This is a genomic window from Halomicrobium katesii DSM 19301, from assembly GCF_000379085.1.
Lineage (GTDB): Archaea > Halobacteriota > Halobacteria > Halobacteriales > Haloarculaceae > Halomicrobium > Halomicrobium katesii.
The window spans coordinates 957,528-984,227 of sequence record NZ_KB905378.1 but is presented as its reverse complement, the minus strand read 5'-3'; the positions used below and the strand labels follow the sequence as shown (position 1 = coordinate 984,227).

Sequence of the window (26,700 nt, the reverse complement as noted above, 5' to 3'; positions counted from 1 at the left end):
CCTCGCTCAAGAAGGTTCGCAAACCAGGGTGGAACTAGTCAGTGCCAGACGATAGGTGCCCGTGTCAGCCCCGGTTCGGACCATATCGACGGCTGCAGTAGTCGTTATGTGGCGCTCTCGACGAGATTCTCCTGCGTGAATTCGCTGACCGAGACCCCGTACTCCTCTTGGAGCGTGTTCCGTATCTCGATGAGATCGGACCGCAGCCGTCGTGATTCAGCGAGCGTTCGACGCTTCTCGTTGCGGAGTTGCTGGCGCTCTTCGAGAGCAACCTCGTCGAGGAGCGCCCGGAACTCGTCTCCGTACTGTTCGAGTAATTGCGACCAGCCGGTATGGAGGTCTCGGAACTCCTGCCCCTCGCCGTCTAAGAGATACGACAAAAGCCGCGGCGGGTCGACACTCATGCTCCCCCGAGAGAAATCGAACCGGGCCACGTCACGTTCGACTTTTGCCGTCAGTTCGGGACCAGCTGTCCGCACCACGTCATGTGCCGCCGCCGTCAAATCATCGACCGTCGTGTCGTACGACTCCAGTTCCGAGTGTAACGCCGGATGGCGCTCTTTCGAACGCAACAGTGCTGCCTCGTCCGTTCGCGTCTTCGAGAGGGGCTTCTGAATCGACAGCCCACCCTCGGGCACCCACTGCTCGTCTGCTGGAAATGCTTGGTCGCCGGGTTTCCAGCCGACGAACCCCGCTTCCAGCTTCTCGATATTCCCGGCGAGGCGATCTATCGCGGGCTGGATGACGTACTGGAGTTCGTCGATGACGACTTGCTTTTTTCGATCCTTTCTGAGCTCCTGGATCGTCTTTCGGTTTTGACGGACCGTGAGAAACGTCGCTCCGACGAAAAGGAGGGTGGCAACAGTCCCGAGCGCCTGAATGAGAAACGTCGCAACGCCTTCGCCCAGGGAGCCAGTGAAATACGAGACGAGCACGTCCACTATCAAAAGCACCAGTGCGAAGGTGAGACCCAAGAGCAGCTTCGTCGTGTTGACCATCTCTGCCACACTTCCGTACCCGGTTACAAACGCTTTGTCCACTCATACGGTCGTGTTCAGATAAGAGATCAGTGCAGGCAGTCTGAAGCACTGATACGGAAAGTTGTAGATCTTTACCAGATCGATCGCACGCCATCGTGCGGTCGAATGGGTAAATACCTACAACCGTCCGTATGAAAGGGCGAGTACAGTTGCGGGAACCCCGACGATGCAAGCACGCGAAGCGCGCACAGCGAGTCGCGGGACCGCAACTGTACGAGGGCTTTCGGTGTCTCCAACTCAGAAAATGCAGCGGCTTATCTGAACACTACCACTCATACGGACAATCGCCGCCGTCGTGCGGTCGATTCTGCTCTGTCGAATCGGCAGATAGCACTGATACTGTCGGCTGTATGTGTCGGTTTCGAACGTCGGAGAGCGTGTTTCCATCCGCTGCCTGGAGCCATCCACCACGCAACGCTCTGGCGAAGCGTGTAGGCACTCACGTCGTCCGAACTGCTGTTCTATTCGGGCAGTGTCGGGGCAATCCTACCCCGCTGGGTACTGCTCTCCCGACGCAAGATATTCACTCGGTGTGTACAACGTCGACATCGGCTAACTGCGTAATCGGCTCCTTGTCGAAGTCACTCCTGTTGTGTGTGACGAACATCCCACCGGCTTCGTGGGCGGTCGCCAGATTCAGCAGGTCGATCCCGTCGAGAGTCACGTCCTGTGACTGTAGCTTCCGATCGATGTAGGCGGCTTCAAGTGCTGCATCGGCTGTGAAGGAGAGAATCCTGTCGAAGCTCGACCGGAGATGGTGCTGTTCTTGTAGCATCTCCGCCCGAGTGCTATGGTACTGAAACGATTCCCAGGCGACGTGCGAAGGGATCGTCCACTCGCGTGTGCTGTACTGCTGGAGGTGCTGAACGACTGTCTCGTTGGAGTTGCGCAGCTTCACAAGAACGTCTCTGTCGAGGACGATCATCTACCGGCGTTCCTCCAGCGAGTCGTTCAACCGATCCCGCGCATTGTCCATCCGCTCGATATCTTCGTCGTCGACAGGCGGGAGTGAGTCGGCAATTGCTTCCACGTCCTTCTCGCTCCGGCTCAAACGGTCCAGCAGGTCGTTGAAACTCTCGTCGTCCCGTTTCAGGTCTCGGAGTCGTTCCTTCACCTCGTCGTTGACTCGAATCGTGGTCATATGTATACGTTGTGTACGGTTGCTTGGTATCTCTTTCGCCGCGACAGCCAGTCGACGGTCTCGCGCTCTACAGACCGTACAGGTCAGCGCGGTCCAGCGCACGGTTGATCGTCGATCGAGACGTGTCCAGCCGCTCGGCGGCCTTCCACGCCTCGAAGTCGAAGCCCTCGCGGGCTTACTCTCAGCAGGGCCTCATTTCGATTCTTGTCGGCCATCCCGAAAGGCTTCGTGGCGTCAGGCATACGCCGAGCGAAGCGAGGCGTTTCACTCCGAGCGCACCGGAGGTGCGACTCGGAGAGTCTTTTTCGCCCACGTTTTTCGAGGAGCCCTCGCCGTAGCGAGCCGCAGGCTCGCGAGGAAGGGCGACGATGAAAAAGGTGGATGGGATCGCCCGGATTTGAACCGGGGTCACGGGCACCCAAGGCCCGAAGTATACCAGGCTAACCCACGATCCCGTACACAGAGATGCGGCCGTCGCTGAGTAAAGGGTTTCGTTGCGGTGGCACATCGACACACCCTGTCACGGAGTCAGACCCCAAAAGTAGGCGATGCCCAGCGTCGTGACGACGGCAAAGACCGCCTGTAGCGGCGCGCCGACCTGCAGATAGTCGGTGAAGCGATAGCCGCCGGGGCCGTAGACGAAGAGGTTCGTCTGGTAGCCAACGGGCGTCATGAAGGCCGTCGAGGCGGCGAAGGTCACGGCCAGCACGAACGCGAAGGCGTTGGCCCCGAGCTGGACGGCGGCCTCGGCGGCGACGGGAATCATGAGGACGACGCTGGCGTTGTTCGAGATGATGTTCGTCAGGACAGCCGTGACGACGTACATCAGCCCGAGCACCACGAGCGGCGGGAACGACGGCGCGGCGAGCACGAGGAGGTCGGCCAGCAGCGTCGCTCCGCCGGTCGCCTCCAGGGCGAGCCCCAGCGGGATGACGCCCGCGAGCAGGAAGATCACGTCCCACTGGACGGCGTCGTAGATTTCCGAGGAGTGCAGACAGCCAGAGAGGACCATCCCGAGCGCCCCGGCCAGCGCCGAGACGACGATCGGGACCGGCGTGAGTGCCGCGACGGCGACGACGGCGGCGACGATACCGACGGCGACGGGGACTTTCGACTTCCGGAAGTCGGGGCGTTCGACCTCGCGAGCGACGATGAAGTTCGGGTTGTTGTTCAGGCGGTCGATGCTGTCGCCGGCTCCCTGAATCAGGAGCGTGTCGCCGACGCGAAGCGTCGTCCGGTCCATCCGCTGGCGGATCAACTCGCCGCCGCGTCGGAGCGCGAGGACGCTGGCGTCGTAGCGCTGTCGGAAGTTCGTCGACCGGAGCGAGTCGCCGACCAGTTCCGAACCCGGTGCGATCACGACTTCGACGAGGTTCTGTCGTTCCTCGGCAGCTTCGAGTTCCGCCTCGCCCACGACCGCGTCGGGAACCACGTCCAGACCCTCGGCGTCGAGCAGTTCGACGAGCGTGTCCCGGTCGGTCCGGATCGCGAACACGTCGCCGGCCCGGATCGACTTCGATCCGAGCGGTTCGAGGAAGGTGCGCCGATCCCGGATCAACTGGACGATCTCGATGTCGAAGTCGGTCTCTTCCAGCGCGTCGTGGACGGTCTGGCCGACGATCGGCGAGTCCTCGCGGACGACGACTTCGGTGAGGTAGTCGGCCATCTCGAACTTCTGGGTCAGATCGCCCCGCGGTTTGATGCGTTCTGGGGTGAGCCGGCGACCGATCGTCATGAGGTAGATCGAGCCGACGACCAGCAAGATGACGCCGAGCTGGGTAAACTCGAACATGGAGAACGCGTGGAGATCGCCGTACCGCGCCGGATCTTCGATCGCCAGTCGGCCGGCGAGGTCGCTGGCGAGGATGTTCGTCGAGGTGCCGATCAGCGTGAGCATCCCGCCGAACATCGAGGCGAACGAGAGGGGCATCAACAGCTTCGAGGGTGAGGTCCGGCCCTCGTGTGCGAGGTCGGTCACCATCGGCAGCAGGATGGCGACGGCCGCCGTGTTGTTGATAAAGCCCGAGATCGGACCGACGATGCCGACGGTCGCCCCGAGCTGTCTGGACTCGCTGTCGCCGGTCAGAGCGGCGACCTTGGCCCCCAGAACCTGGATCACGCCGGTCCGCTGGACTCCCGCCGAGAGGACGAACATCGCGAGGACGGTGATCGTCGCCGGGGAGGCAAAGCCCGAGAGCCCCACGGCCACCGGATCGACGGCGTCGCCGGGGAGGCAAAGCCCGAGAGCCCCACGGCCACCGGATCGACGGCGTCACCGGGCTCGTGGAGGACGTAGAGTCGCCCGGCCAGCACTCCGGCGTCGGCCAGCAGCGCGGTCAGCGGTTCGACGACCAGCAGCGCCACCATCACGCCGATGGCGGTCACGTCGACGGGCACGCGCTCGGTCGCGAAGAGGACGAGCGCACCGGCGACGACGGCGAAGACGAACGCCATCGCCGGCGTGATCGGTGGCAGTGTCACAGCAGAGGAGGGGGCCGGCGAGGATAAAAACGTCACCCTCGCGGGCCGGTCGCGTTCGCGCTCGCTTATCCCGAGCCGCTCCTGTTATAGTAGCCATTGAAAATCAATGCACACCCGATCGCACGACGGCAGTGCGATCGGTGTGTAAATCGTTTCAATCGTTACTATAGTCGCGGTCCCGTAGCTCGCGTGTCGCTTCGCTCCCGCTCGCCATAGACGAGATCGGTCGTGTTACTCCCGGTCTCGCAGCTCCATCTCGGCGACGATATCGTAGGGATGCAGGTCCTTGCGGATGCCATCGAGGATCGCGAAGGCCTGATCTGGCGCGAGGAAGAACCGCGTCACGGCCCGACCGAGGGGCGTCGGCTCCAGCCCGTCGATGAACTCGTACTGGAGGAGTTTGCCCAGCGCGTGCTTGGTCGGGACCTCGCCGATCATGCGGTCGTTGAGTCGCGCGGCCTGGTCGCCGGCGACGGTGACGTTGGCGAGCGTCTCCTCGACGGCCGCGGCCTCGTCGTACTCGGTGATGACCGGCTCCATGTCGCCTTTGAGGAGTTTGAACGCGACCTCGTCTTCCGACATCTCCATGCTGTTGTGATAGGAGCAGTCGGGTTCGACCAGCAGGTAGACGGTCCCCTTGTCGTGGTAGTCCGGCCGGCCGGCGCGGCCGAGCATCTGGCTGAACTCCTGGACCGACAGCCACTCGATGCCCATCGCCAGCGAGTCGAAGACGACCTGCGAGGCCGGGAAGTCGACCCCGGCGGCCAGCGCCGCCGTCGTGACGACCGCGGCGAGGTCCTGGTCGGCGAACTGCTGTTCGACGCGGTGGCGGCGCTTGTTGTCCAGTCCGGCGTGGTACGGTGCGGAGTCGTACTCCAGTTTCCGCGAGATCTCGTGACAGCGCCGCCGGGAGTTGGTGAAGATGATCGTCTGGCCGCGATAGCCCTTGCTGGATTTCGTGTCGAAGGCCCGCCGGACGAGCTTGTTCTCGATGCGGGTCTTCTCCTGTCCGTCGGCGAAGGTGACGTGGCGTTCGATGGGGACCGGTCGCTCCTCGAACTCGACGAGGTTCGCCCGGAGCTGCTTGGCGAGGTCGCTGGCGTTGCCGACCGTCGCCGAGAGGTAGATCCACTGGGTGCCGTCCAGCCCGACGTTTTGCTCACGGGCGTCGCCCGTTCGCCCTTTCCGAGACTGTTCCACGGTCTCGCCCTGCTCGCAGTAGTACTTCAGCCGCGAGATGAGCCCGTCGAGGCGGTGGCCACGCTCGCCCTCGCCGAGCGTGTGGACCTCGTCGATGACGACCGTCCCGATGTCCCCCAGATCCTTGCCGGTCCGCAGCGCGTGGTCGATGCCCTCGTAGGTGCCGACGATCACGTCGGCGTTCGGGTCGAAGCGGTTGCCGTCGCCGTCGATCCGGCTCGATCCGACACGCAGCGACACGTCGACCATGTCGCCGTAGCGCTCCTCGAAGGACTCGTACTTCTGGTTTGCCAGCGCCACCAGCGGGACGAGAAACAGCATCTTTCCCTTGTTGTTCAACACGCGGTCGAGACCGGCCAGCTCACCGATCAGCGTCTTCCCGGTGGCCGTTGCAGAGACGACGAGCTGGTCTCTGCCGTCGGTCGCGCCGTTCTCGACGGCGAGACTCTGGACCGGCAAGAGCGTGTCGAAGCGACCTTCGAGGTGTTGCTGGATGCCGGGGTGGAGATCGAGCGAGTCCACGGGCACGAGGTCGATGTCGTCGACGGTCGCCGAGATCTCGTCGAACTTCGTCAGGTCGGGATCGAGTTCGCCAGAGAGGAGGTTCTCGATGCGATCGAGGTCCTGCACGTCCAGCAGGAGCTCTTCGAGGCGAGCTTGGGCGTCGCCGGTGATCCCCCCGTTGAGTGCGAGTTCGCGGTCCAGTTCCTCGCGAGCGCAGTCCGGACAGATGTGTTCGTCGTCGGCCTTGATCGCCGTCTCGCCCGTGATCGGCGAGTAGCGGCCACTGGAGGCACAGTACCGACAGGTGCGCACGACCTTCGCGGAGAGCTGGTAGCCGTCGAGCATCGCCCGTAGCTCCTCGCGGCCCCGTCCGGAGGTCTGCTCGGAGATGCGGATCCGCGAGGCCCGACGGGCCAACTCGACGAACTGGTCGGGACTGCGCAGGTCCTCGCTGGCCCCGCGCTTGATCCGGAGCCGACGGGGCCGTGGCCCGGCGTCGGTCTGTTTGAGTTCGAGCACGCCGTGAAACACTCGATCGCCGTCCCGACGAACGACGACTCGGTAGTCGTCGCCGTGCTCGTGGAGGAACAGCGTATCGACGCGTGCGACCTGCTGAGACACGTCCAAACGAACGCGGCGGAGCTATTTGAGCGGTTCGGAACCTCGTCGATGTGTCCGACGGTGTGAGTGCCTGGTAGCCACTCGGCAGGGATCCGATGCGAACGCTTACGCCGCATAAATATGAAGATTACAACATAAATATGGACCCCGATATCGAGGAACTGGCACGGTATCCGATGGAGTCGGACGACTGGATCGTGACCGTCGCGATCGGCGGAGCAGCGACGCTACTCGCGGTGTTCGTGGTGCCGATCTTCGTGGTCACGGGCTACACGGTCCGGGCGCTCCGGGCCGGAATGGAAGACGCGCGCGAGCCCCCGGTCTTCGACGAGTGGGAATCACTGCTCAAGGAGGGGCTGGTCGCGGCGGTCATCACGTTCGTCTACCAGCTCGTCCCGACGGTCGTGTTCGGCGTGTTCGTCGGGGGCTCGATCGTCGCGTTCGCGACCGGCTCAGAGACCGCCGCGGGACTGGGGCTGTTGGGACTGTTCGGCGGCCTGCTCCTCTGGTGGGTGCTGGCGATCGTCTTCGGCTACGTCGGACTGGCGGGCGTCGCGAACTACGCGAGAGAGCGGTCGTTCGGTGCCGGATTCGACGTGGCCGTCATCAGAACTGCCGTCACGTCACGCGACTACGCCGTCGCGTGGCTCTACGTGATCGCGCTCAACGTCGTCGTCGGCGTCCTCGCTGGAGCACTCAACGTCGTTCCGATCCTCGGCGGGATCGTCGGCGTCTTCCTGATACGGACAGTTGTAGACGTTTACCCAGTCGACCGCACGACGGCGTGCGGTCGATCTGGTAAAGACCTACAACTTTCCGTATGAGCTTCTACGCCCTGATCATCGCGGGGTGGCTCCTCGGAGACGGGTTCGCCGCTGCGACCGACACGCACGTCGAGTCGACCGTCGACGAGAGTCCCAGCGTCGCGTAGGGCAGGACCACAAGGTTATCTAGTTGGAGAAATAATATTTCACAATGGCAGATAATAAGAGCGGACGAGACGAGCAGGCAGACAACGCCGACCGTCGCCAGCGCGAGCGGGACATCCTCACCGCGCTCGAACGCAACGACGAAACGGAGCCGCCCGTCGACGAGCGGGCGCTAGGCGAACTGGAGACGGAACTGGACACGCTGTCGTTCCCCGCGACAGCGCGGGAAGTCGTCGAAGCCGTCGGAGACCGACCGTCGAGTCGGACGCGAACGTCCACACGGTCGCGGAGCTCCTCCCAGAGACCGATCAGGAGATCTTCGACGAGCCGGCGACCGTCCGGACCCGCGTCCAGCGTCCGACCATCGCCGCGGCGATGAAACGCATCGTCGAACACTGCCGGACGGTCCAGCAGACCTCGCTGGGCACCTCGCAGCGAGAGGCCTACGAGAAGACGTTCCGAGCGCTGAAAGCGATCGACGCGGACGACGACGACGAGGGGATCCAGTACATGGCCGACTGGATCGTCGAACTGGTCGACGAGACGGGCAAGCTACCCGGATCGCGAGCCGTACGCCGGGAAGCCGCGACGTTCTGTCGCGAGAACGGCTACAGCGTCCGCAACGACGAGTGGCTCGGCGTCTAGGGTCGGTCACGCAGGGGGCTTAAGCCCCTCCCACGACAAGCGACGACTATGCGACGATTCCGTATCGGCAGTGCCTTCGGAATTCCGATCCAGCTGGATCTGACCTTCCTGCTGGTGTTGCCACTGTTCGCGTGGATCATCGGCTCGCAGGTCGAGCCGACCGTCGAGTTGCTCAACCGGTTCGGTGGGAACCTCGACCCGGCAGTCCTCACCACCGATCTCCTGCCGTGGCTGCTGGGCATCGCGGCCGCGATCGGCCTGTTTACCGGCGTCGTCCTCCACGAACTGGGCCACTCACTCGTGGCGATCCGCTACGGCTACCCGATCGAGTCGATCACGCTGTGGCTGTTCGGCGGCATCGCACAGTTAGACGAGATGCCCGAAGACTGGCGACAGGAGTTTCTCATCGCGCTGGCCGGCCCCGTTGTCAGCGTCCTCGTCGGGCTTGTCTCGCTGATCGGGTTCGTGCTGGTCCCCAGCGGGACGACGACGACGACGTTCGCTGCCGTCCGCTTCGTCCTCGGCTACCTCGCGCTGATGAACGTCGCACTGGCCGTCTTCAACATGCTCCCGGGGTTCCCGATGGACGGCGGCCGCATCCTCCGGGCTCTGCTCGCGCGGTCGAATCCCTACGCTCGCGCCACGGAGATCGCGGCCGAGGTCGGGAAGGGGTTCGCGATCCTGCTGGCGCTGTTCGGACTGTTCCCACCCTTCAATCCGCTGCTGATCGGCCTGGCCTTCTTCATCTACATCGGCGCGGCCGGCGAGTCCCGCCAGACGGTCATGCGAGCGGCCTTCGAAGGCGTCACCGTCGCCGACGTGATGACGCCCGCCGACCGCGTGACCACCGTCGACCCCGACACGAAGGTCCGCGATCTCATCCGGACGATGTTCGAGGAGCGCCACACCGGCTACCCCGTCGAGCGCAACGGCGAGATCGTCGGCCTCGTCACGCTGGAAGACGCCCGCGCCGTGCGCGAGGTCGAACGGGACGCCTACACCGTCAGCGACATCATGACGACGGAGCTCATCGCTGTCGCCCCCGACGAGGACGTCATGACCGCGCTCTCGGAACTGGAAGGGAACAACGTCGGCCGCCTGATCGTCCTCGACGAGGCCGACGCGTTCCAGGGGCTGCTCACCCGCAGCGACATCATGACGGCACTGACGATCATCAAGGAGAATCCCGACTACAGGGCCGACGACGAGGGCGAGGCGACCGTCTTCGAACCGCAGGCGTGAGCAGGGACAGCACTACCGGACTGCACACTGTCCGTCGCTGTAGCACAAAACCTATCGTGGCGCATTTCTTCCAGCAGAGTATGCATCGAAGACAGTTCGTGAGCGTCGGCGCTGGACTGGGACTATCAGCGCTCGTCGCGGGCTGTCCTGGCCTCTCCGGCGGCGATGGCGCTGCACTGGTCGTTCGGAACGGCGACGATCGTGCGCACACCTACGAGGTAGAAGTCGACGGGAGCCAGTCGACGGCGGGTGACCTATCCGCCGACGAATCCAGCACGATCGAGGGCCTCGTCCCCTACGAAGATTACACACACGCGGTCGATCTCCGCGTGATCGTTGACGACGAGACAGCCCGCGTAGCGACGATCCGCATGCAATCAGATGTCCAGCAGGTCTACGTCGAGATCGTAGGCCCCGAATCGGTCGAAATCGGCCCGGATCGACTACACTCACCTACACCATCGAACTGAGCCGTCCGCCACCGCAGTTCCTCGCGTGAGATCCGGCCGAACTCCGCCCGCCGGTGACACGCCGGACACAGCGAGACGACGTTGTCCAGTGTATGGGCGTCCCGCTCGGCCAGCACCGGCGTCTCGACGAACGCCCGGACGGGAACGATGTGGTGCACGTCCGGGTTCCGACCCAGTTCGTCGGCCGTCGTCCCACAGACCACGCACTCGTGGCCGTCGCGTTCGAGTGCCGCCTCCCTGACGGCGTTCCATCCCTTCCCGTACGGGCCGACGCCGCCGCCCTCCCAGTTCGGGTGGCCCTCGCCTGTGAACTGCTCCGAGAGCCACGACGCGTGACAGTCGAGACCGCAGAACGTGGCCTCGCCGGTGATCTGATGGGGGTAGCGCTCGACGGTCGCACCGCACTCGTCACAGGCGACGGTGGCTTTGCCGCCGCTCCAGCGGGGATGCTCACTGCCCCTGATGACGGGTGGATCTCGCCACCGTTCGTTTTCGACGCAATCGGGACAATACAGACCCGGCTTCTCGGACTCGTAATATTCGAATTCACTGCCACAGATGTCGCAATCCGCTTGGCTCTTGCCATCATCGTAGTTCGGGTTCGCCGACCCAGCAAACGAGACTGCCTCGTCGTGGCACTCTTCGGTACAGTACTTCCGCTGGTACTCACAATAAAATGAGTCGCCACAGTGTGCACACTCTCTGTTCGGTAACCGCTCGTCGTGGACACGTGTATGATGAACACCGAGTCCACGTCTGCTCTCGAACACTCGGCCACAGTTTGGACACTCATTCTCTGCCATAAATTTCTTATCTTCCGCTATGAAATATATATCTGGGCCGACCGTAGTGGAAGTGAAACTATGGAGGGGTCTGCTGTCGAGTATTGTTGTCGGAAAATTAACTAGTCCGGGTGCGGGAATTGAACCCACGTCCCAGCCACCACAAGGCTGGAGGATACCACTACCCCAACCCGGACACGCTTGCATACGTCGGTAACCGGGTCGCGGACATATACGTTACGACTCCGTACGGCCTTCGAGACGCTTTTACACGCCGCACCCCAACGGCCCCTAAGCGTGGCCATCACCGACAAAATCTACGTCAAGAACCACCGCCAGCTGGCCTCACAGCTGGAGACCTCGTTCCCGAAGGGCGCGTTCAAGGGCGCGACGCTGGACATCCTCTTCCAGGGCGAGGGACTCGCGAAGCTCAACGAGGCGAGCCAGGATCGGGTCCTCGATTTCGCCGAGGACTTCCTCGACTGTGACTGTCAGGCGAATCCCCACTGTGGCTGTCCCGAGGAGAAGTTCGTCCGGTACCTCCTGGAGCTGCGGGCACAGGGACTGGGACCCGACGCCATCGTCGACGTGATGGGCGACGACTACATGCTGTACGCCTATCCCGGCGACGTGCTCTCCTTTCTGGACGACTCGGTCAGGACGCTCGAAGCAGTCGAGGCACTGGCAGACGTCGACGAAAAACCGGACGTAGCGAAGCAGGCACGCGAGAGCAGAGACGAACTGGTGTAGCTAGTCGAGATCGTCGAAGCTACCGATGCGGTAGGACGCGTCGTCGTCGTCCTCGCCGTCGAGATCTTCGAGCTGGACGATGTCTTCCTGGTCGTGCTCGTCGAGTTGCTGGCGGAGCTGGGTGACGTAGCGCTTGTGCTCTTCGAGCTGTTCGCGGAGATGGTCGGCCTCTAACTCCAGTCGCTCGTGTTCGCGGACGAAGCTCTTGGGGACCTCGACTTTCGGCGGGAAGCTCTCGGTCGTCTCCTCGGTGTCCGTCGCTTCGTTGAGTTCGTGTTCGGGGACGACCTCGACCTGGCCGTCGTGAGCGACGAGGAGATCCACGTAGTCACGAAACACCGCAGACAGCGAGATGTCTCGTTCCTCGGCGATACCACGGAGGGTCTCGAACTTCTCCTGGCTGACCCGGAACGAGATCGTCTTGTTCTTGTTGCTCATCGTTGTGTTGGGTTTGTCTCCGCATCATACTTAACCGTTTGTCAGACGATCGCACGGCTGGCGGGGGACCGAAAGAAAACGAACGGGTGCCGGCAGTCGGACTACTGCTCGGCGGTGGTCGTCTCTCGCTGTTCGTCTTCGAGACTTTCCAGTGCGCCGACCGCGGCGCGTCGGTAGTTCTCGACGGGCAGGTCGTACTGTTCGCCTGCCATCTGGACGTACTCGTCCATCTCGGCACCGTCCTCGTCGTCGAAGGCCTGAATGCGATCGAGCGTCCGCTCGGCCGTCTCGACGACCCAGCGATCGCGGGTCGCCTCGTCGACCTGCGAGATCGACTCCGGTCGAACCGAGACGTTGACCTCACCGTCGTCGGTCTCGTACGTGCGGGGCTTGCCCACGACGGCGACGTAGGCCGGCGGCTCCAGTTCCCGCAGCATCGAGGCGGCGTCGGGCTGGTACTGCCCGGCGTACATGAAGAACGTGTCGCCGTTGGGGTCGACGACCCGTCCCTGCCAGTACTCGCTGTCCTCGCCCACGTCCTCGGTCTCGGTCAGCGTGCCGACGAGGAACACGCGGTTGGCCCGCTCGCCCGTCGGCAACAGGACGTAGACGGGTGCGCGCTCGTCGTCGGACTCTTTGAACGTGTAACTCGCGTCGTTGAACTCGCTGGCGAAGACGCGGCGTGCGACTTCGCGGGTGGGTGTTGCAGCCATCTCAGATCGACCTCGCTTTGATCAGCATCGCCTCTGCGTCCACTGGCCCGTCCAGTCGCTCCTGTTCGTTCGCCAGGACGTATCGGCCGAGCGTCGGGCCGGTGACTCGGTAGTACCGTCCCAGCACCTTCTGGCGCATCTCGTCGGCCACGACGGTCGTGTCCAGTGCGTCCATGGCCATCTCCTTGCCCTCTGCCAGCGAGATGCCGGTCAGTGCCTCGGTCGCCTCCTCGTCGAAGATGACTTCGGTCACTTCCTCGCCGTCGTCGAGGACGCCCTTGATGCGGAGGTCGAACTCGCCTTCGACCTCGCCGTGCTCGTTGCAGCGGCCGTTCTGGAGGACCCGCGTACAGTCCTCCTCGGGACATCGCTTGATGAGCCCGCTGCCCGACTGGATGTCGACCAGCGCGCCCTCGACCTCGACGGCGTCGTCGCCGACCTCGATCTCCTCGTCGACGGCCTCGATGGTCGTCGTCCGGTTGAGCTTCACGGAGAAGCGACCCTGGTACTCGTCGGTGACGACGTTTCGAAGCTCGTAGACCTGCCCTTCTTCGAGTTCCGGGAGGTCGGACTTGGACCACTTGGTGAACTTGATGGTCCCGGTCTCGTCGCCCAGCAGGCCGACCTGCGCGACGGCGTCGGCCGTGGCGTCCCACAGCTCGACGACCTTCGCGGTCACGTCGATCCACTCCTCGGGTGCGTCCACGTCGGCGATGTCGACGTGCTCGTTGCCGCCACCGCCCGAGAGCTGGTCGCGGTCCATGCCGGCGTCGTCGAGGTACGTGTTGACGACGCTGCGGCGGGCCTCGCTGAGCGGGACCTTGTACTCCTCGACCAGCGTTTCGAGGCGCTCCTCGATCTCGTCGACGGTCACGTCAAGCTGGTCGTCGAACTGCTCTTGTATCTCTGTCGCAGGGGTATGCAAATCGGTCATTGGTGTCTCTGTCTCCGCGTGTTTTCGATGGGAGACACCTGTCGATTGGTCGTCTCGGTACATAAACCCTCGTCAACCACACTGAAAGTGAAAGCGACGCCCTCCTCGGCGGCCCCGTCTCCGGCGTCGGTATCAGGTCCGGCCCCGGCACCGATCGGGGCCCGTCACGCCAGTTGCCAGAGAAGATTCTTGAGGCGCGAGCCGAAACGGGACGTATGGCCGACGACGACCGGACGACCCTCTTTCAGCAGATGATCAGGACGACCCTCCGGTCGGCGGGCCGCCAGATCGAGGACGCGAAACAGGCATACACCGACGCCAAGCGGTCCGCGCTCGCGGATCTCCCACAGAACGACGACGGGAAGGCTCGCATCGTCTGTCGACGCTACGCCGAGCGCCGCGCAGTCCGCCTCGACGACCAGGCGCGCCCGGCCTGCTTCGATCCCGACCACCCCGACTGCCAGGGCTGTGCCGAGGACGTGAAAACGGGCAGCGTCGAGACGTGGTGACCGACCGTTTTCCGCTTCGGGTTCGAGCGCGGCGAAGCCGCGACTCGAACCACTCGCGCGAAAACGTCGACGAAAAAGGCTCGACCTCACTGCGTTCGGTCGAGTGAATCGCGCGAATGCCGACAGCAGCGACGTTGGCGCACGCTGTCGCTCACTCCGTCGAGCGCCGACAGTGTGCGAGGGAGGAGTGATACGGTTTATTGTAGTTGCGTACCGGTGATCGTCTATCCCGTGGCGACGATCACCGGTAAATCGCTACAATAATCCGTATGAGTGAGCAACGCGAACGAGCGACTCGGCTGGGGAGGGCGTGGCTCGGTGCTGTCTGCTGTGGCCCGGTGTTCTCGTGAACGGAGTGAACGAGGGCTCAGGAGAGCGTGCTCTCCTGGTGGATCGAAAGGGCGAGACGCGTCTCGCGGTGAGTGACACGAAGGGAGGCGCTGGCCGACCCCTATCCGAGCGAACGCAGTGAGCGAGGAGATGCCTGCCAGCGCCCGCGAGCGCGGCGAGGGCGTTCAGACGGAGCATTGTAGATCTGTACCGGACCGACCGCACGCCACCGGGAGACTCCATCCGTCGCCTCCCGAGCCCGTCCGCACAGAGTTCGACCGGACGCCGTGCGGTCGACCGAGCAGACGGCGACAATAACCCGTACCAGTCGTCGTCTGTACGATCCCACCGACGTGAGCCGGAAGCATTACGTCCCGGTTCGTGGACCCGTTCGCCGAAGTCGGTGTTCGGTCGCGCCACCCGCGAGCGCGACCGCGGCGACGACGGGCCAGCCCACGAGATACCAGCCGAAGGGCGTCGGGCCGACCGGTGCCGGCGGCGTCTGGGGCGCAACGTAAACCAGCCACGTCTGGGCCGCGGTCGCGAGGCCGGTCCCGCCGACGACGACGAGCGGAGACGCGAGCCGTCTCGCCGCGATCAGCAGCGTCGGTACCGCTCCGAGAGCCACCGCGCCGAGAGTGGTGTAGACGAGGAACGCTTCGTTGTCCGCGACGCGCGTGGTGAATCCGAACCACAGCCAGAGCGCGGCGACCAGCGCCAGGTGACTGATCCCGCCGACCGCTGCGAGCGCGACCGATCGGCGATCGAGGGCGAGGAGAGAGATATCCGGGACCATATTCGAGGGACGAACTGCCACGACACTCAATCCTTCGGCGGTCGCGGACTCGGGCGACGGTCTATCGGACAGAATTTTTGAGAGCGGCCGGCGTCCAAGCGGACACATGGATCGCCCCATCGTCGCCCTGGTACTGGCCGGCGGGACCGGGACGCGCCTCTATCCGGCCAGCAGGGCCGACCAGCCCAAACAGTTCCAGTCGTTCGGCGGCGACCGGTCGCTGCTGACCAGAGCCGTCGAGCGAGTCAGTTTCGCCGACGAGACGTACGTCCTCACTCGCGAGGCCTTCGCCGACGCGGTTCACGACCACGCGCCCGAGGCCGCCGTCCTCACCGAGCCAGCGCCGAAAGACACCGGCCCCGCGCTCGTCTACGCCGCCCACCGGATCCGCGAGCAGGTCGGCGACTGCGTGCTCCTTGCGGTGCCAAGCGACCACGTCGTCGGCGACGGCTTCGAGGCCGTCGGGCGACGGGCGGCTCGCACCGCAGTCGAAACGGAGGGGCTGGTGACCGTCGGTGTCGAACCGACGCGCCCGGAACCGGGCTACGGCTACATCGAGCCCGGAGAGCGCCGAGAGTGGTACGAGACGGTCACGCAGTTCCACGAGAAGCCGGACCGCGAGACCGCAACAGACTACGTCGACCGTGGCTGCTACTGGAACGCCGGCATGTTCGCGTGGACGCCCGAGGCGTTGCTGTCGGCCGCGCGGGCGTCGCCGCTGTCGGATCTGGCCGACGCACTGGAGCGGGGCGAACCCGAACGGGGGTTCGACGCCGTCGATCCGGTCAGCGTCGACTACGCCGTCCTCGAACGGGCCGAGGGCGTGTTCGTCGTGCCCGCCGACTTCGCCTGGGACGACCTGGGCGCGTGGGACGCGCTGGCGCGGCACTTGCCGGCGGGCGACGACGGCAACGCCGTGCTCGGCGACGCCGTGACCGTCGACGCGGGGGACAACGTCGTCGCGACCGACGGCCACGTCAGTCTCGTCGGCGTCTCCGACCTCGTCGTCGCGAGTTACGGCGACCGAACGCTGGTCGTCCCCGCCGACGAGAGCCAGCGCGTTCGCGAGGTCGTCGCTCGCCTCCGAGACGAGGACGCGTTCTGACGTGACCCGACCGCCACTGTCGAAAAAGTCTTGCCATAGCCGGCTGTAACCGACGCCATGGCAGGCGCTGCCCGGCAGTTCTGGCTGTTCGTCATTCCGTTCATCGTCGGCTTCGCGGCCGTCGGGCTGTTGGCGCTGTCGTTTTTCTTCCCCGGCGAACTCTACACCGTCGACAGCACGGGCTACCTGCTGACGGCGATCGTCGCGGTCGCGTCGCTCGGCATCGTCGTCTGGCAGTCCGTCGCCAGCGAGCGCACCGTCGTCGGCGGAATCGACGAACGCGAGCAGCGCTAGCTCCGCATCGATCCGCCGTCGATGGGCAGTGCCGCCCCCGTCACGTACGACGAGCGCGCACTGGAGAGGAACGCGACCACGTCGCCCAGCTCTCGCGGGTCGGCGATCCGGCCCAGCGGCGCGTCGGACCACTCGGCCCGCCCCTGCTCGTAGCTGTCGTACTCCCCGCGGGAAACGGCGTCCTCGATCAGTTCCTGAATGCGGGGGGTCTCGTGAGCGCCGGGGAGGACCGCGTTGACCCGGACCTCGGGGGCGAACTCGCGGGCCTGTGTCTTCATGAGGCCGATGACGGCCCGCCGGACCGAGTTCGACAGCACGAGGTCGTCGATGACCTCTCTGACCGAGCGGGAGGTGATGTTGACGACTGTCCCGGCCGCTGAGTCCCGGAGATGGGAGTAGGCAAAGCGGGTGGTCCACACCGCGCTCATCACCAGCAGGTCGTAGGCGTGGTACCAGTCGTCGTCGGTCGTCGAGCGGAAGTCCCCACTGGAGGGACCGCCGGCACTCGTGACGACGTGGTCCAGCCCGCCCAGTTCGCCGACGGTCTCCTCGACGAAGGCGGCGACGTGATCCTGATCGGTGATGTCGGCCTCGACGGCCAGCACGTCGCCGTCGCCGGTCGCTTCGAGTTGCTCGCGAGCGTCGTCGACGTGGGACGCCGTGCGGCCACAGATCGCGACGTGAGCGCCCTCGCGGGCCAGCGCCGTGGCACTCGCCAGTCCGAGGCCGCTGGTCGCTGCGGTACACAGTGCGACGTTGCCGTCGAGTTTCAGATCCATGTGGTCCGATGCGCGCGGCAGCCCCAAAACGTCGTCGTCAGCGCCTCGACAGGCGAGTGCGATAGCGGTCGAGCAGCGTCTCGGCCAGTCGTCGCTCCGTCGGTGTGAACCCCAGCCACCGCAGGACGACCGCGAAGACGCCGTAGGCTCCGGCGCTGAAGCCGTTCGTCAGAACGGCGATAAACGCCAGCGTGAGCGCGCGCTGGAAGAGGATGCCCGGAATCGAGACCGTCGCACCGTGGGCGACCCGTTCGAGCGCGTCGTCGAGTGTCGCCTCGACGGACGCCTCGCTGTGCTCGTCGCCGTGAGCGGTGTCTGATACGGAAAGTTGTAGTTGCTTACCGGTGAGCGTCGCCACGGGGTAGACGCTCACCGGTAAATTCCTACAACCGTCCGTATGACTCGGGCGAAGACGCCGACGGCACGGGCTACCGTGCCCGACGGGCTCGAATAAATCCGATGATCCGCCGTCAGTGTCCGGGAAAAACGGGAGACTGTCCACCCCGACGGCGCTATCCGCCCCAGAAGTTGTCGCGGCTGCCGAGGCGCTCGTCGTCCTCCTCGTCGTCGCCCTGGTACCCCTCGTCTTCGTCGTCTTCCCCCTCGTCGTCCTCGTCCAGTTCGAGACGCTCGACCTCGTCGGCGCGGGCGTGGTTCGACCGGACCTTCGTGATCCGGACGCGGGCCTTCGCCGGTGGGAGGAGGCCGTCGACCATCACGATGAAGCCGTCCTCGGTGCGGCCGACGCCGGCACCGCTCTCGTGGATGTCGTCGACCTCGACGACGACTTCCTCGCCGAGTTTGACCGGCTGGCTCTTCAGGTCCGAGATCGGCTGGTTGTAGTGGTTGCACCACTCGGCACCACCGCGGTCGCCGTAGTGCTGACACCCCATCCCCTCGATGCGCTCGCTAAACTCGGGGCAGTCGTCCGCGAGTGGACAGTCGGCCATGCGACTGGCTACTGTGGCCGTCGGCAAAACGCTTACGAGCGACGGATTCTCGGGGTCGAACGGCGTCGTGTGGGCGCGTCGGGGCCTGGGGACGGCGCTCGGTCACGCGAGCAGCGCCGCGTCGTCCGTTCGCCGGAGCCGCGACCGGGGGAACGAGTACCGGCGGTCGCCGTCGCCCAGATACGCCGCCTCGACGACGACGTCGTCGGCCGGATACCCCTCGTTGGTGGGGTAGGCCGCGACCGTACAGTCCGTGGCGTCGACGCGGACGTCGTCGGCCCGGCGATCGGTAACGCGGACGACGACCAGCCGGTCACCCGTCTCCCGGTCGAGGACGACCGTCCCCGGATCGAGCGCGCAGGTCCCACAGAGATGGGGCGTCGGGGCGTCCTCGGGAACGAACGTCTCGGTCCCGCAGGCGTCACACGCCGCCCGGACCTGCCCCGGCGGTGGGACCCGACCGGCGGTGATCTCGATTGCCACCCGGCGGACGTGCTTGCACCGCCGGCCTCTGATCTCGTGGTCGGGACAGGTACAGCTGCCGGTCGTCGCGTCGACGACGTAGGTCGCACCGCTCTCGGAGTCGACGGCGTAGCGCGAGCCCGGGAGCGACCGTACCGCCATCGCCTCCGTCCAGGCGCGAGCGGCCCGCTCATCGAGTCGTCGCAGGTCGGGAGCCAGTGCAGTCTTGCGCGGAGCGTCGGCGGGATCGATGAGCGTCATAGCTGGCGGACACGGGTGTTCGGGCGGGTGTGTCCGTACGAACAGGTAGGTGCCGAACACACCTAAATCGCTCGGCGACCCCTCCGAGACGCTACTGGACGGGCTGTGCGAAGCCGAAGTTCGGTTTCACGTCGTCGACCCGGACCGTGACGGTGTCGCCCGCTTCGGTCCCGGAGACGAACAGCGTGTACCCCTCGACCTTGGCGATGCCGTCGCCCTCGCTGCCCACGTCTTCGATGGTCACCTCTACCGTGTCGCCCTCGCGGACCGGCGCGGTGAGAAAGCCCTTCGCGACGAGGTACAGCTCCGACGACGAGTCCCGGGAGGCGTCGGGCCGGACCTGCCGGACGTACTCGAACTCGCTCTCGATGTCGGCCTCCAGGTCGGCGAGGTCCTGGCCGTCGAACACCTTCACCGCGAAGTCCCCGCCGGTCGCGAGCACGTCCTCGGCGACCGCGAACGCCTGGCGCGCGAGGTGGATCGACCGGGCGTGATCGAGGTCGTACTGACCGGTCATGTTGGGCGCGAGGTCGGAGATGACCACGTCGACCGGGCGCTCGTCGCCCTCGGCACCGACCACGTCGCGCACTTCGGCTCTGGTCGACTCGTCGGTCATGTCCCCGCGGATCGTCTCAACCTTCGCGTCGGGGTCGTCGAGGTCGTCGATACGCTGGCGGTCGACGCCGATCACGACGCCGCCGCTGCCGACGCGTTCCGCGGCGACCTGCATCCAGCCGCCGGGTGCGGCCCCGAGGTCGAGGACCGTTCGGTTCTGCCCCAGCAGGCCGGCGGTCTCGTCGAGTTGCTGTAGCTTGTAGGCTGACCGGGCGCGATACCCCTCCTGTTTGGCCCTGTTGTAGTAGTCGTCTTTACCAGACATGATCAGTTGTCCGGAGTAGCCCGCCGAGACGGATAACTCGCTCGGAGCACCGCCACGGCGCGGGCGTCGCGAGCGGCAATCGGGACGTGGCCGTCAGTCCGCGGTCGCCTCGACCGCGGCGCGCTTCTCGATGCGGATCGCCCACTCCTCGGGCCCGCGACGCATCGCCTCGACGGTCGGTTCGGGGCTATCGGTCTCGTCGGCCAGCACGTCGGCGACCGGGCCGGGGCTCGCGCTCGGTGACGAGGCCCAAGAACGCCGTCGAAGATGTTCCCCGAGGCCAGTTAAACGATAGTGTGGTGTCGACACGCACGGCACGGCCACGCGGACAGTCCGGAGAAAATCGAGTGTTGGTATAGAACGAAGCGAACCAGTTCGCCCCGTTCTCAGCGCGTGAGGGCGCTTCTGACGGCCTGAGAAACCGCTTCTGCATATATGCGGTCTGGGCAGAAAGGTGCAGATGTCGGAGGCAAGCTCAATGTCATCTATTCCACGCTCGACGCGTCGCCGCGTGCTCAAGGCGCTCGGCGTCGGCGGGACGGCCGCCCTCGCCGGCTGTACCGCGCCGAGCAACCAGGAGGCGACCGAGGTATCGACGACTGATCGCGCGACCCCACAGGAGCCAAGCATGAACCCAGCCACGGAGACCGACGTCGACCGTATCGCCGCGGACCCGACCGACATTCCCGACCCGATCGATCGGGACGAACCGACGACCCACGAGGTCGAACTGACCACCAAAGAGCTGGTCGCCGAGGTCGAGCCCGGCGTCACGTACACGTACATGGCCTTCGAGGACCAGATCCCCGGACCGATGATCCGCGTGCGTCGGGGCGACACCGTCGAGATGACCGTCACCAACGAGGAGGGCAACTCGATGCCTCACAACATCGACCTCCACGCGGTGCGTGGCCCCGGCGGCGGCGCGGAGGCGTCGATGGTGGCCCCCGGCGAGACCGAGACCTTCCGCTTCGAGGCGACCTACCCCGGAAGCTTCACCTACCACTGTGCCGTGCCGAACCTCGACATGCACATCTCGTCGGGGATGTTCGGGCTGATCCTCGTCGAACCCAAAGACGGCCTGCCCGAAGTGGACCACGAGTTCTACTTCGGCCAGCACGAGCTGTACACGACCGGCGAGACCGGAGAGGAAGGCCACCACGACTTCGACATGGAGGCGATGGCCGCCGAGGAGCCGACCTACGTCCTCATGAACGGCGAGAAGTACGCGATAACCCCCGACGGCTACGGTTCGCCCAGCATCGACGTGGGCGACACTGCTCGGGTGTACTTCGTCTCCGGCGGTCCGAATCTCATGTCCAGTTACCACCCGATCGGCTCCGTCTGGGACAAGGTGTGGCAACAGGGCTCGATCGCCGGAGAGCCCAACCGCTTCGTCGAGACGACGCCGGTCCCGCCGGGCTCGACCGCGATCACGACCCTGCACGCCGAGGTCCCCGGCCCGATCAAGCTCGTGGATCACGCTCTCAGCCGGGTCGCTCGCAAGGGCTTCATGGCCGTCATCATGCGGGAGGGCGATGAACAGACCGACGTGTTCGACCCCGAGCCCTGACGACAGTCGTCGCCGCACGCGCACGCGGTGAATGGCGTCTTTTTTAATGGATGGGGGCGTAGCCGTGGCCAAGATGTTCAACGCCATCGTGAGCGCAGACACGCTCCAGGCGACACTCGACTCCGTGAGCGTGCTGGTGGACGAGTGCAAGATCCACCTGAACGATGAGGGCCTCGAAATTCGCGCCGTCGATCCCGCCAACGTCGGGATGGTCGATCTCACACTCGAAGCCGCAGCCTTCGAATCCTACGAGACCGACGGGGGCCTCATCGGTGTCAACCTCTCGCGGCTCGAAGACATCGCCGGCATGGCCGACGCCGGACAGCTCGTCCACCTCGAACTGGACGAAGAGACGCGCAAGCTCCACATCGCCATCGACGGGCTGGAGTACACGCTCGCGCTGATCGACCCCGACTCGATCCGGCAGGAGCCGGACCTGCCCGATCTCGATCTGGCGGCCCACGTCGTTATCGAGGGCAAGGATATCGACCGCTCCGTAACGGCCGCCGACATGGTCTCCGATCACATCGCCCTGGGCGTCGACGCCACCGACGAACTGTTCTACGTCGACGCGGAGGGCGACACCGACGACGTCCACCTCGAACTCGACCGCGAGGACCTGATCGATCTCACGCCCGGCGACGCTCACTCGCTGTTCTCGCTGGACTACCTGCAGAACATGAACAAGGCGATCCCGAAAGACGCCGAGGTCCGGATGGAACTGGGCGACGAGTTCCCCGTCAAGATGCACTTCGACTTCGCCGAGGGACAGGGATCGGTCACCTACATGCTCGCGCCGCGCATCCAGAGCGAATAGACGCTTTTCGCCGCTGTCTTTCCGAGCGTCCGTCCGAGCGGCCGCTCTCAGAGCCCGCCGACGCTCCAGAGCAGGCCGAGGACGCCGACGGCCCCGCCCGCGATCCCGGCGAGAGCGTAGCCAGCGGCCCGGCGGCGGTACCGCCGCGCGACGCCGGCCGGCGACCCGGCGACGATCGTGGTCCGGGGACCACGGAGGACCGGTCCGTCGTCGTCGCTCACCACCGCACCCCAGACGGTCGCGGTCTCTCCGGGCCGGAGCACCGCCTCGGTGTACTCGCGTGGCCGGTCTGCGTAATCGGCTTCGACGCTGGGTGCGGGGTCGACGAAGCCGTCGGGCGGCGCACTGTCTGGTCGCCGGACGACCGACCGCTCACCGTCGACGGCGAGCGTCGCGTCCGTGGGATCGACACACAGCGGCCCCGTCCCGTCGTCGAGGACGAAGGGACAGCCGCCGGTGCCGCCGTCGACGGTCCGGTGGGGATCGTCCTCGTCGTAGCGTCGCAGCCCCGGCCCGGTGACCGAGACGGACCACGACCAGCAGACCGCGGTACGGCCGGTCACCGGAGCAGCGGCGGCGTAGTCGTCGGTCACCGTGCCGGACACCGCTGTCGTCCCCGCCTCGACCCGCCCCGTGGCGTCGACCCGGTCGGGTCGACACCGCAACCACCGGCGGGCGAAGCCGTAGCCCCCGGCCACTGCCTCGCAGGCTCCGACGACGACGACCACCCAGAGACCGACTCGGAGGGCGTACCGTCGGCTGGCCAACACCGCCTCGAACGAGACCCGCCCGCCGACGGCGACGACCAGAACGGCGAGGCCGACGCCGACAGCGACGGCGACCGCCGACCGCCCCGGCGTCAGTCCGTGGCGGGTGCGGACGGGTGCCGGTGCGCCGGCACTCTCGTAGTAGGCGTACACCGCGAGGAAGGCAACGGCAAGGAGTGCTACGAAACCCAGAAAGAGTCCGAACGGATCGGCCATAGCGGGGGTTCCGGCGGGGAGTACCTAACCGCTGCGGACAGCGAGGGCGAACGAAGCGAGTCCTCGGAACTGTGAGCGGGAGCACCGCGACACGCGGACCGCGAGGGCGAGCCCAGCGAGCCCTCGGAACCGTGAGCGGGAGCAACGCGACACGCGAACCGCGAGGGCGAGCCCGCCCCGTCTTGCGACCGTCTGACGGACCCTTTTGTACGACGACCACGAGTAGCCGCGTATGGAGAGTCTCGGCGACGCCTACGGCGGTTCCCGCTGGAACGGGCGCGATCCGAGACGCGTCTACGCGGGCGTCGTGCTGTTCGCGGTCGGCGTGCTCGCCGTCGTCGTCGGCATCCTCATCGTGACGACGCCGCTCGGGACGCTACTGGGAGCCGACAGCGCGACCGAGGCCCAGTCGCTGGCCGGCGTCCTCGCAGGCCTGGGAGTCCCGGCGTCGCTCGCGTCGGTCGTCGTCGTCCTGCCGGCCACGCGCCGCGAGCGCGTCGGTGTGCTCGCGGGCACGCTCCTCTGTGTCGTCGGTGTCGGCCTGTTCGCCTACGCCTACCCGCCCCGGTGGACCGGGACCGCCCAGTCGCTGGCCTTCCCGACCACGACGGTGTACTTCCTCGGGGGGTCGCTGGCGTTCTGGTTCGTCTTCACAGCCGTCGCCGGCTACCGGATCCGCAACAACCCACACGGCACCGTGCGGCTCGAACTGCGGCGGGAGGGCGAGACCAGGACGGTAGAGCTCTCTCGCCAGGAGTACTCGGAGTACAAGCAGGTCGTCCGGGGCGACGGCGGCGAGACCGAGCAGGTCATCCGGGAACTCGAAGAGCGAGTCGACGAGTAGCGCGGATCCAGAGCGAGTCGCCACCGCGGCGAGCACCATTTCTGAACGAGACCGGAGCCGGTGCTGAAGTGTGAGCCCGCCCGACCGTCGGGTCTGCGCGTGTCTGTGATCGGCGGTTCCGGTATCGAGCGAGGAGGACGAACTGGCCCGGCGAGTGGGTGAGTGGGTCGCCGAATGAGGCCACGCGGTCGTCTGCGGTGGACTGGGTGGCGTGATGGAGGCAGTGTGTCGGGGCGCACGGGACGGGCGCGAGTCGACGGCGAGCCCCGGCGCTGGCGGTCACACGATCGGTATTCTGCCGGGCGAGCGCCGAGCGGCGGCCAACGAGTACGTTGATACGGCGATCGCGACGGGGCTGGGCCACGCACGCAACGCGGCCGTCGTGATGAACGGCGACGCGGTGATCGCGATCGACGGCGGTGGCGGGACGCTCTCGGAGCTGGGGTACGGCCACGTCTTCGACCGCCCCATCGCGGGGCTGGGAACACACCGGATCGAGAGCCTCGACGGGATCGAACACGTCGCGACCCCCGAGGCCGCCGTCGACTACGTGGCCTCGGCTATAGCCAGTCGGTGAAGCTCCCGTCAAGCAGGGTCTCGGACTGGCGGTCGACGTAGCGCGACTGCATCCCCCAGATCGCCTCCGCCAGCGGGACGCCCTCGTCGACGGCCGTCTGGACCTGTTCGTGTTTCCAGCGGGCGGGAGTGAGCCGCCGGTCGACGCGCTCCTTGAGCGGCTGGATGTACCCGAGGGCCTGCTCCGTCGAGAGCCCGCGACCCTCCAGTCCCTCGCGGGCGAGTTCGAACAGCTCGCCGTAGATCTCGTCGACGGCGCTGGTCTCGGTGCCGTCGGCGGTGATCCACTCGAAGTCGGCCCGCAGCCCGTCGCGAGCGGCCCCGTAGAAGTTCGCCTCGGCCGCCTCCCACTCCAGCGAGCGCACGGGGTGTTCCAGCCGGAGGAGGCTCTTCATCAGGCCGGCAAACACGGCCTGGAAGGCGACGGCGTCGCTGACGGTCGGTTGCCCGGGCAGGGGCCGAAACTCGATGCGGGCGTTGGCGGCCGACCGCGTCGGGCCGTCGAACACCGGCCGAACCCACCGCCAGTACGAGCCGTGTTTGTGTCGAAGGTGTGCGAAGGCGTCGTCGAAGCGCTCGCCCGTGGAGGCCGCCATGGGGACGATCGTCGTGTCGGCGACCACGTCGTCGATGGCGGCCTCGACGGTCTCGAAGTCCCGCGGAAAGCAGACTTTCGGGTCGGCGTCGGCCCCGGCACCATCGCGGCTCGCCCGTTCGCCCTCCCGCGGATTCAGCACGGACTCGAAGACCCCGATCCGGTGTTCCATGTGGGCCTCGTCGAGGATCTGGCTGTCGGGCACGTCGTCGTAGAGCTCCGGCGGGAAGAACGGCGAGTTGACGCCCAGCGCGACCAGCGGGCCGGCGATTCGCAGCGCGTACCGGAAGTACTCCGGGAGATCCGGCGCGTGCGGGATCTGGTAGTGGGGCTGAATCGAAGTGATGAGGCTCTCGGGCATCACGGTGTCGGCCTGCAGCGAGACGTTGGGCGCGTCCAGAGCCATCCCGGAGGGGTAGTCCGTGTTCGCCATCGCGTGGTAGCGCACCGCGGCGGACATGTTGGTCGCGATGCGGATCCCCTGCTCCTCGACGGAGTCACAGAGGTAGCCACTCGCGGTCTCGCCGTTGGGCGGGACCGTCCACATCCCGTCGGAGACCAGCTGGATGTTCTCCGTGTGCGTCTGTTCGAGCGCGGGCGCGAGGTTGGCCCGCAGCTCCGCGAGCTGGGCCTCCAGTCCGTGTTCGTTGAGCGGTTGGGGACTGGTCTGCATCTCGGCGTTGTGCAGCCCCAGCTCCTTCTCGAAGCCGATCAGCTCCAGGAGGTTTCTGGGCACGCGCTGGAGGGCGTCGGTCCGGTCGTCGACGGCATACAGCTCCAGCTCCAGTCCGACGATCGCTTCGGTGTTGTCGAAGGTGCCGTCGCGGACCTCCGTTTTGAGCCACTCAGCCTCTTCGGCGGCGCGAGCCTCGAACTCGTCGCCGTCGACCGACAGCGCCTCTCGCACTCGTTGGGCCAGTTCCGAGGCGGACATGCAAGCGCCTTCTCCGTCCCCAGTGTTAAAAGGGGCGTCCCGACATCCCTCAGCGTTCGGGCAGCGGGACGACGACCTCGTCGGTCGCCGGATCGAGGCGCTCCCGGAGGTAGTCGGCGGCA

Annotated in this window: 26 protein-coding genes, 2 tRNA genes and 3 pseudogenes; 12 read left to right on the top strand and 19 right to left on the bottom strand. The window is 65.9% G+C overall.

From position 1 onward, the window contains the following. Window positions 1-104 precede the first annotated feature (104 nt). From HALKA_RS0105210 to HALKA_RS0105185, 6 genes and pseudogenes are all read right to left on the bottom strand, one after another. Entirely contained in the window at window positions 105-998 is an 894-nt protein-coding gene (locus HALKA_RS0105210; protein WP_018256984.1) for a hypothetical protein, read from the bottom strand. A 565-nt stretch (window positions 999-1,563) separates the two neighbouring features. Beyond that, window positions 1,564-1,965 carry a type II toxin-antitoxin system VapC family toxin gene (locus HALKA_RS0105205; protein WP_018256983.1) on the bottom strand — a complete coding sequence of 134 codons (402 nt, stop codon included), beginning with the start codon at window positions 1,963-1,965 and terminating at the stop codon, window positions 1,564-1,566. Continuing rightward, on the bottom strand, window positions 1,966-2,181 hold the full coding sequence (locus HALKA_RS0105200) for a DUF7557 family protein (RefSeq protein ID WP_015762010.1): 216 nt from the start codon (window positions 2,179-2,181) through the stop codon (window positions 1,966-1,968). 382 nt (window positions 2,182-2,563) lie between these two features. Next, window positions 2,564-2,636 (bottom strand) — tRNA-Pro (locus tag HALKA_RS0105195). Window positions 2,637-2,701: 65 nt separating this feature from the next. Next, window positions 2,702-4,656 (bottom strand): annotated as a pseudogene (locus HALKA_RS19135) (SLC13 family permease). Between the two features lie 237 nt (window positions 4,657-4,893). Next, window positions 4,894-6,987, bottom strand: coding sequence for a DEAD/DEAH box helicase (locus HALKA_RS0105185; protein WP_018256982.1), 2,094 nt, complete (start codon window positions 6,985-6,987; stop codon window positions 4,894-4,896). A gap of 140 nt (window positions 6,988-7,127) precedes the next feature. On the opposite strand from HALKA_RS0105185, the gene HALKA_RS0105180 reads away from it, so the two are divergent. From HALKA_RS0105180 to HALKA_RS20780, 4 genes and pseudogenes are all read left to right on the top strand, one after another. Continuing rightward, a complete protein-coding gene (locus HALKA_RS0105180) occupies window positions 7,128-7,811 on the top strand; it encodes a DUF4013 domain-containing protein (RefSeq protein WP_018256981.1) in 684 nt (227 codons plus the stop codon). Window positions 7,812-7,962: 151 nt separating this feature from the next. Further along, a pseudogene (locus HALKA_RS22350) lies at window positions 7,963-8,561 on the top strand (DUF5789 family protein). A 48-nt stretch (window positions 8,562-8,609) separates the two neighbouring features. After that, a complete protein-coding gene (locus tag HALKA_RS0105165) occupies window positions 8,610-9,803 on the top strand; it encodes a site-2 protease family protein (RefSeq protein WP_018256979.1) in 1,194 nt (397 codons plus the stop codon). A gap of 80 nt (window positions 9,804-9,883) precedes the next feature. Further along, entirely contained in the window at window positions 9,884-10,273 is a 390-nt protein-coding gene (locus HALKA_RS20780) for a hypothetical protein (RefSeq protein ID WP_155119363.1), read from the top strand. Here HALKA_RS20780 and HALKA_RS19125 read toward each other — a convergent pair. Beyond that, window positions 10,198-11,076, bottom strand: coding sequence for an HNH endonuclease (locus tag HALKA_RS19125; protein ID WP_044956484.1), 879 nt, complete (start codon window positions 11,074-11,076; stop codon window positions 10,198-10,200). The two genes, HALKA_RS20780 and HALKA_RS19125, sit on opposite strands and share 76 nt — an antisense overlap. 104 nt (window positions 11,077-11,180) lie before the next feature. Beyond that, a tRNA-His gene (locus HALKA_RS0105150) sits at window positions 11,181-11,251 on the bottom strand. A 101-nt stretch (window positions 11,252-11,352) separates the two neighbouring features. On the opposite strand from HALKA_RS0105150, the gene HALKA_RS0105145 reads away from it, so the two are divergent. Beyond that, window positions 11,353-11,805, top strand: a complete 453-nt coding sequence (locus tag HALKA_RS0105145) for a DUF5814 domain-containing protein (RefSeq protein ID WP_015762003.1) — start codon at window positions 11,353-11,355, stop codon at window positions 11,803-11,805. Here HALKA_RS0105145 and HALKA_RS0105140 read toward each other — a convergent pair whose 3' ends face one another. From HALKA_RS0105140 to HALKA_RS0105130, 3 genes are all read right to left on the bottom strand, one after another. Next, a complete protein-coding gene (locus HALKA_RS0105140; protein ID WP_015762002.1) occupies window positions 11,806-12,243 on the bottom strand; it encodes a DUF8146 domain-containing protein in 438 nt (145 codons plus the stop codon). It abuts the gene before it with no gap. A gap of 101 nt (window positions 12,244-12,344) precedes the next feature. Beyond that, the gene (locus HALKA_RS0105135; protein ID WP_018256976.1) at window positions 12,345-12,956 is read right to left on the bottom strand and encodes an RPA family protein; all 612 of its coding nucleotides are present in this window, start codon (window positions 12,954-12,956) and stop codon (window positions 12,345-12,347) included. Window position 12,957: 1 nt separating this feature from the next. Further along, entirely contained in the window at window positions 12,958-13,890 is a 933-nt protein-coding gene (locus HALKA_RS0105130; RefSeq protein WP_026190163.1) for a replication factor A, read from the bottom strand. Window positions 13,891-14,105: 215 nt separating this feature from the next. Here HALKA_RS0105130 and HALKA_RS0105125 point away from each other — a divergent pair, with 215 nt between their 5' ends. Continuing rightward, the gene (locus tag HALKA_RS0105125; protein WP_018256974.1) at window positions 14,106-14,399 is read left to right on the top strand and encodes a DUF7091 family protein; all 294 of its coding nucleotides are present in this window, start codon (window positions 14,106-14,108) and stop codon (window positions 14,397-14,399) included. Between the two features lie 697 nt (window positions 14,400-15,096). Here HALKA_RS0105125 and HALKA_RS19935 read toward each other — a convergent pair. After that, window positions 15,097-15,525 (bottom strand): hypothetical protein, encoded by a 429-nt coding sequence (locus HALKA_RS19935; protein ID WP_018256973.1) that lies wholly within the window; start codon window positions 15,523-15,525, stop codon window positions 15,097-15,099. Window positions 15,526-15,631: 106 nt separating this feature from the next. On the opposite strand from HALKA_RS19935, the gene HALKA_RS0105115 reads away from it, so the two are divergent. Together HALKA_RS0105115 and HALKA_RS0105110 are read left to right on the top strand one after the other, a co-directional pair. Further along, entirely contained in the window at window positions 15,632-16,630 is a 999-nt protein-coding gene (locus tag HALKA_RS0105115) for a mannose-1-phosphate guanylyltransferase (RefSeq protein ID WP_018256972.1), read from the top strand. Window positions 16,631-16,687: 57 nt separating this feature from the next. Beyond that, window positions 16,688-16,924 (top strand): hypothetical protein, encoded by a 237-nt coding sequence (locus tag HALKA_RS0105110; protein WP_018256971.1) that lies wholly within the window; start codon window positions 16,688-16,690, stop codon window positions 16,922-16,924. On the opposite strand, the gene HALKA_RS0105105 is transcribed toward HALKA_RS0105110, so the two are convergent. The 5 genes from HALKA_RS0105105 to HALKA_RS0105085 form a co-directional block, all read right to left on the bottom strand. Continuing rightward, window positions 16,921-17,703 carry an SDR family oxidoreductase gene (locus tag HALKA_RS0105105; protein ID WP_018256970.1) on the bottom strand — a complete coding sequence of 261 codons (783 nt, stop codon included), beginning with the start codon at window positions 17,701-17,703 and terminating at the stop codon, window positions 16,921-16,923. The two genes, HALKA_RS0105110 and HALKA_RS0105105, sit on opposite strands and share 4 nt — an antisense overlap. A 37-nt stretch (window positions 17,704-17,740) precedes the next feature. Beyond that, window positions 17,741-18,076 carry a hypothetical protein gene (locus HALKA_RS0105100; RefSeq protein WP_018256969.1) on the bottom strand — a complete coding sequence of 112 codons (336 nt, stop codon included), beginning with the start codon at window positions 18,074-18,076 and terminating at the stop codon, window positions 17,741-17,743. A 139-nt stretch (window positions 18,077-18,215) separates the two neighbouring features. Next, window positions 18,216-18,653: a TRAM domain-containing protein gene (locus HALKA_RS0105095; RefSeq protein WP_018256968.1), complete on the bottom strand. Its 438-nt coding sequence runs from the start codon at window positions 18,651-18,653 to the stop codon at window positions 18,216-18,218. Between the two features lie 102 nt (window positions 18,654-18,755). After that, the gene (locus HALKA_RS0105090) at window positions 18,756-19,376 is read right to left on the bottom strand and encodes an SWIM zinc finger family protein (RefSeq protein WP_026190162.1); all 621 of its coding nucleotides are present in this window, start codon (window positions 19,374-19,376) and stop codon (window positions 18,756-18,758) included. Window positions 19,377-19,467: 91 nt separating this feature from the next. Beyond that, a complete protein-coding gene (locus HALKA_RS0105085) occupies window positions 19,468-20,256 on the bottom strand; it encodes a 23S rRNA (uridine(2552)-2'-O)-methyltransferase (RefSeq protein ID WP_018256966.1) in 789 nt (262 codons plus the stop codon). Between the two features lie 478 nt (window positions 20,257-20,734). On the opposite strand from HALKA_RS0105085, the gene nirK reads away from it, so the two are divergent. Beyond that, window positions 20,735-21,829: a copper-containing nitrite reductase gene (nirK, locus tag HALKA_RS0105075; protein ID WP_026190161.1), complete on the top strand. Its 1,095-nt coding sequence runs from the start codon at window positions 20,735-20,737 to the stop codon at window positions 21,827-21,829. A gap of 73 nt (window positions 21,830-21,902) precedes the next feature. After that, window positions 21,903-22,646, top strand: a complete 744-nt coding sequence (locus HALKA_RS0105070; protein WP_018256963.1) for a DNA polymerase sliding clamp — start codon at window positions 21,903-21,905, stop codon at window positions 22,644-22,646. 47 nt (window positions 22,647-22,693) lie between these two features. On the opposite strand, the gene HALKA_RS0105065 is transcribed toward HALKA_RS0105070, so the two are convergent. Further along, window positions 22,694-23,629, bottom strand: coding sequence for a GIDE domain-containing protein (locus tag HALKA_RS0105065; protein ID WP_018256962.1), 936 nt, complete (start codon window positions 23,627-23,629; stop codon window positions 22,694-22,696). 232 nt (window positions 23,630-23,861) lie between these two features. Between HALKA_RS0105065 and HALKA_RS0105060 the strand changes: the two genes are divergently transcribed. Both HALKA_RS0105060 and HALKA_RS19115 read left to right on the top strand, forming a co-directional pair. Continuing rightward, entirely contained in the window at window positions 23,862-24,473 is a 612-nt protein-coding gene (locus HALKA_RS0105060; RefSeq protein ID WP_018256961.1) for a cell division protein CdpA domain-containing protein, read from the top strand. 93 nt (window positions 24,474-24,566) lie between these two features. Then, a pseudogene (locus HALKA_RS19115) lies at window positions 24,567-25,050 on the top strand (SLOG cluster 4 domain-containing protein). Here the strand turns inward: HALKA_RS19115 and HALKA_RS0105050 are convergent. Beyond that, window positions 25,034-26,578, bottom strand: a complete 1,545-nt coding sequence (locus HALKA_RS0105050; RefSeq protein ID WP_018256959.1) for a glutamate-cysteine ligase family protein — start codon at window positions 26,576-26,578, stop codon at window positions 25,034-25,036. The pseudogene HALKA_RS19115 and the gene HALKA_RS0105050 overlap by 17 nt on opposite strands. Window positions 26,579-26,700: the final 122 nt, after the last annotated feature.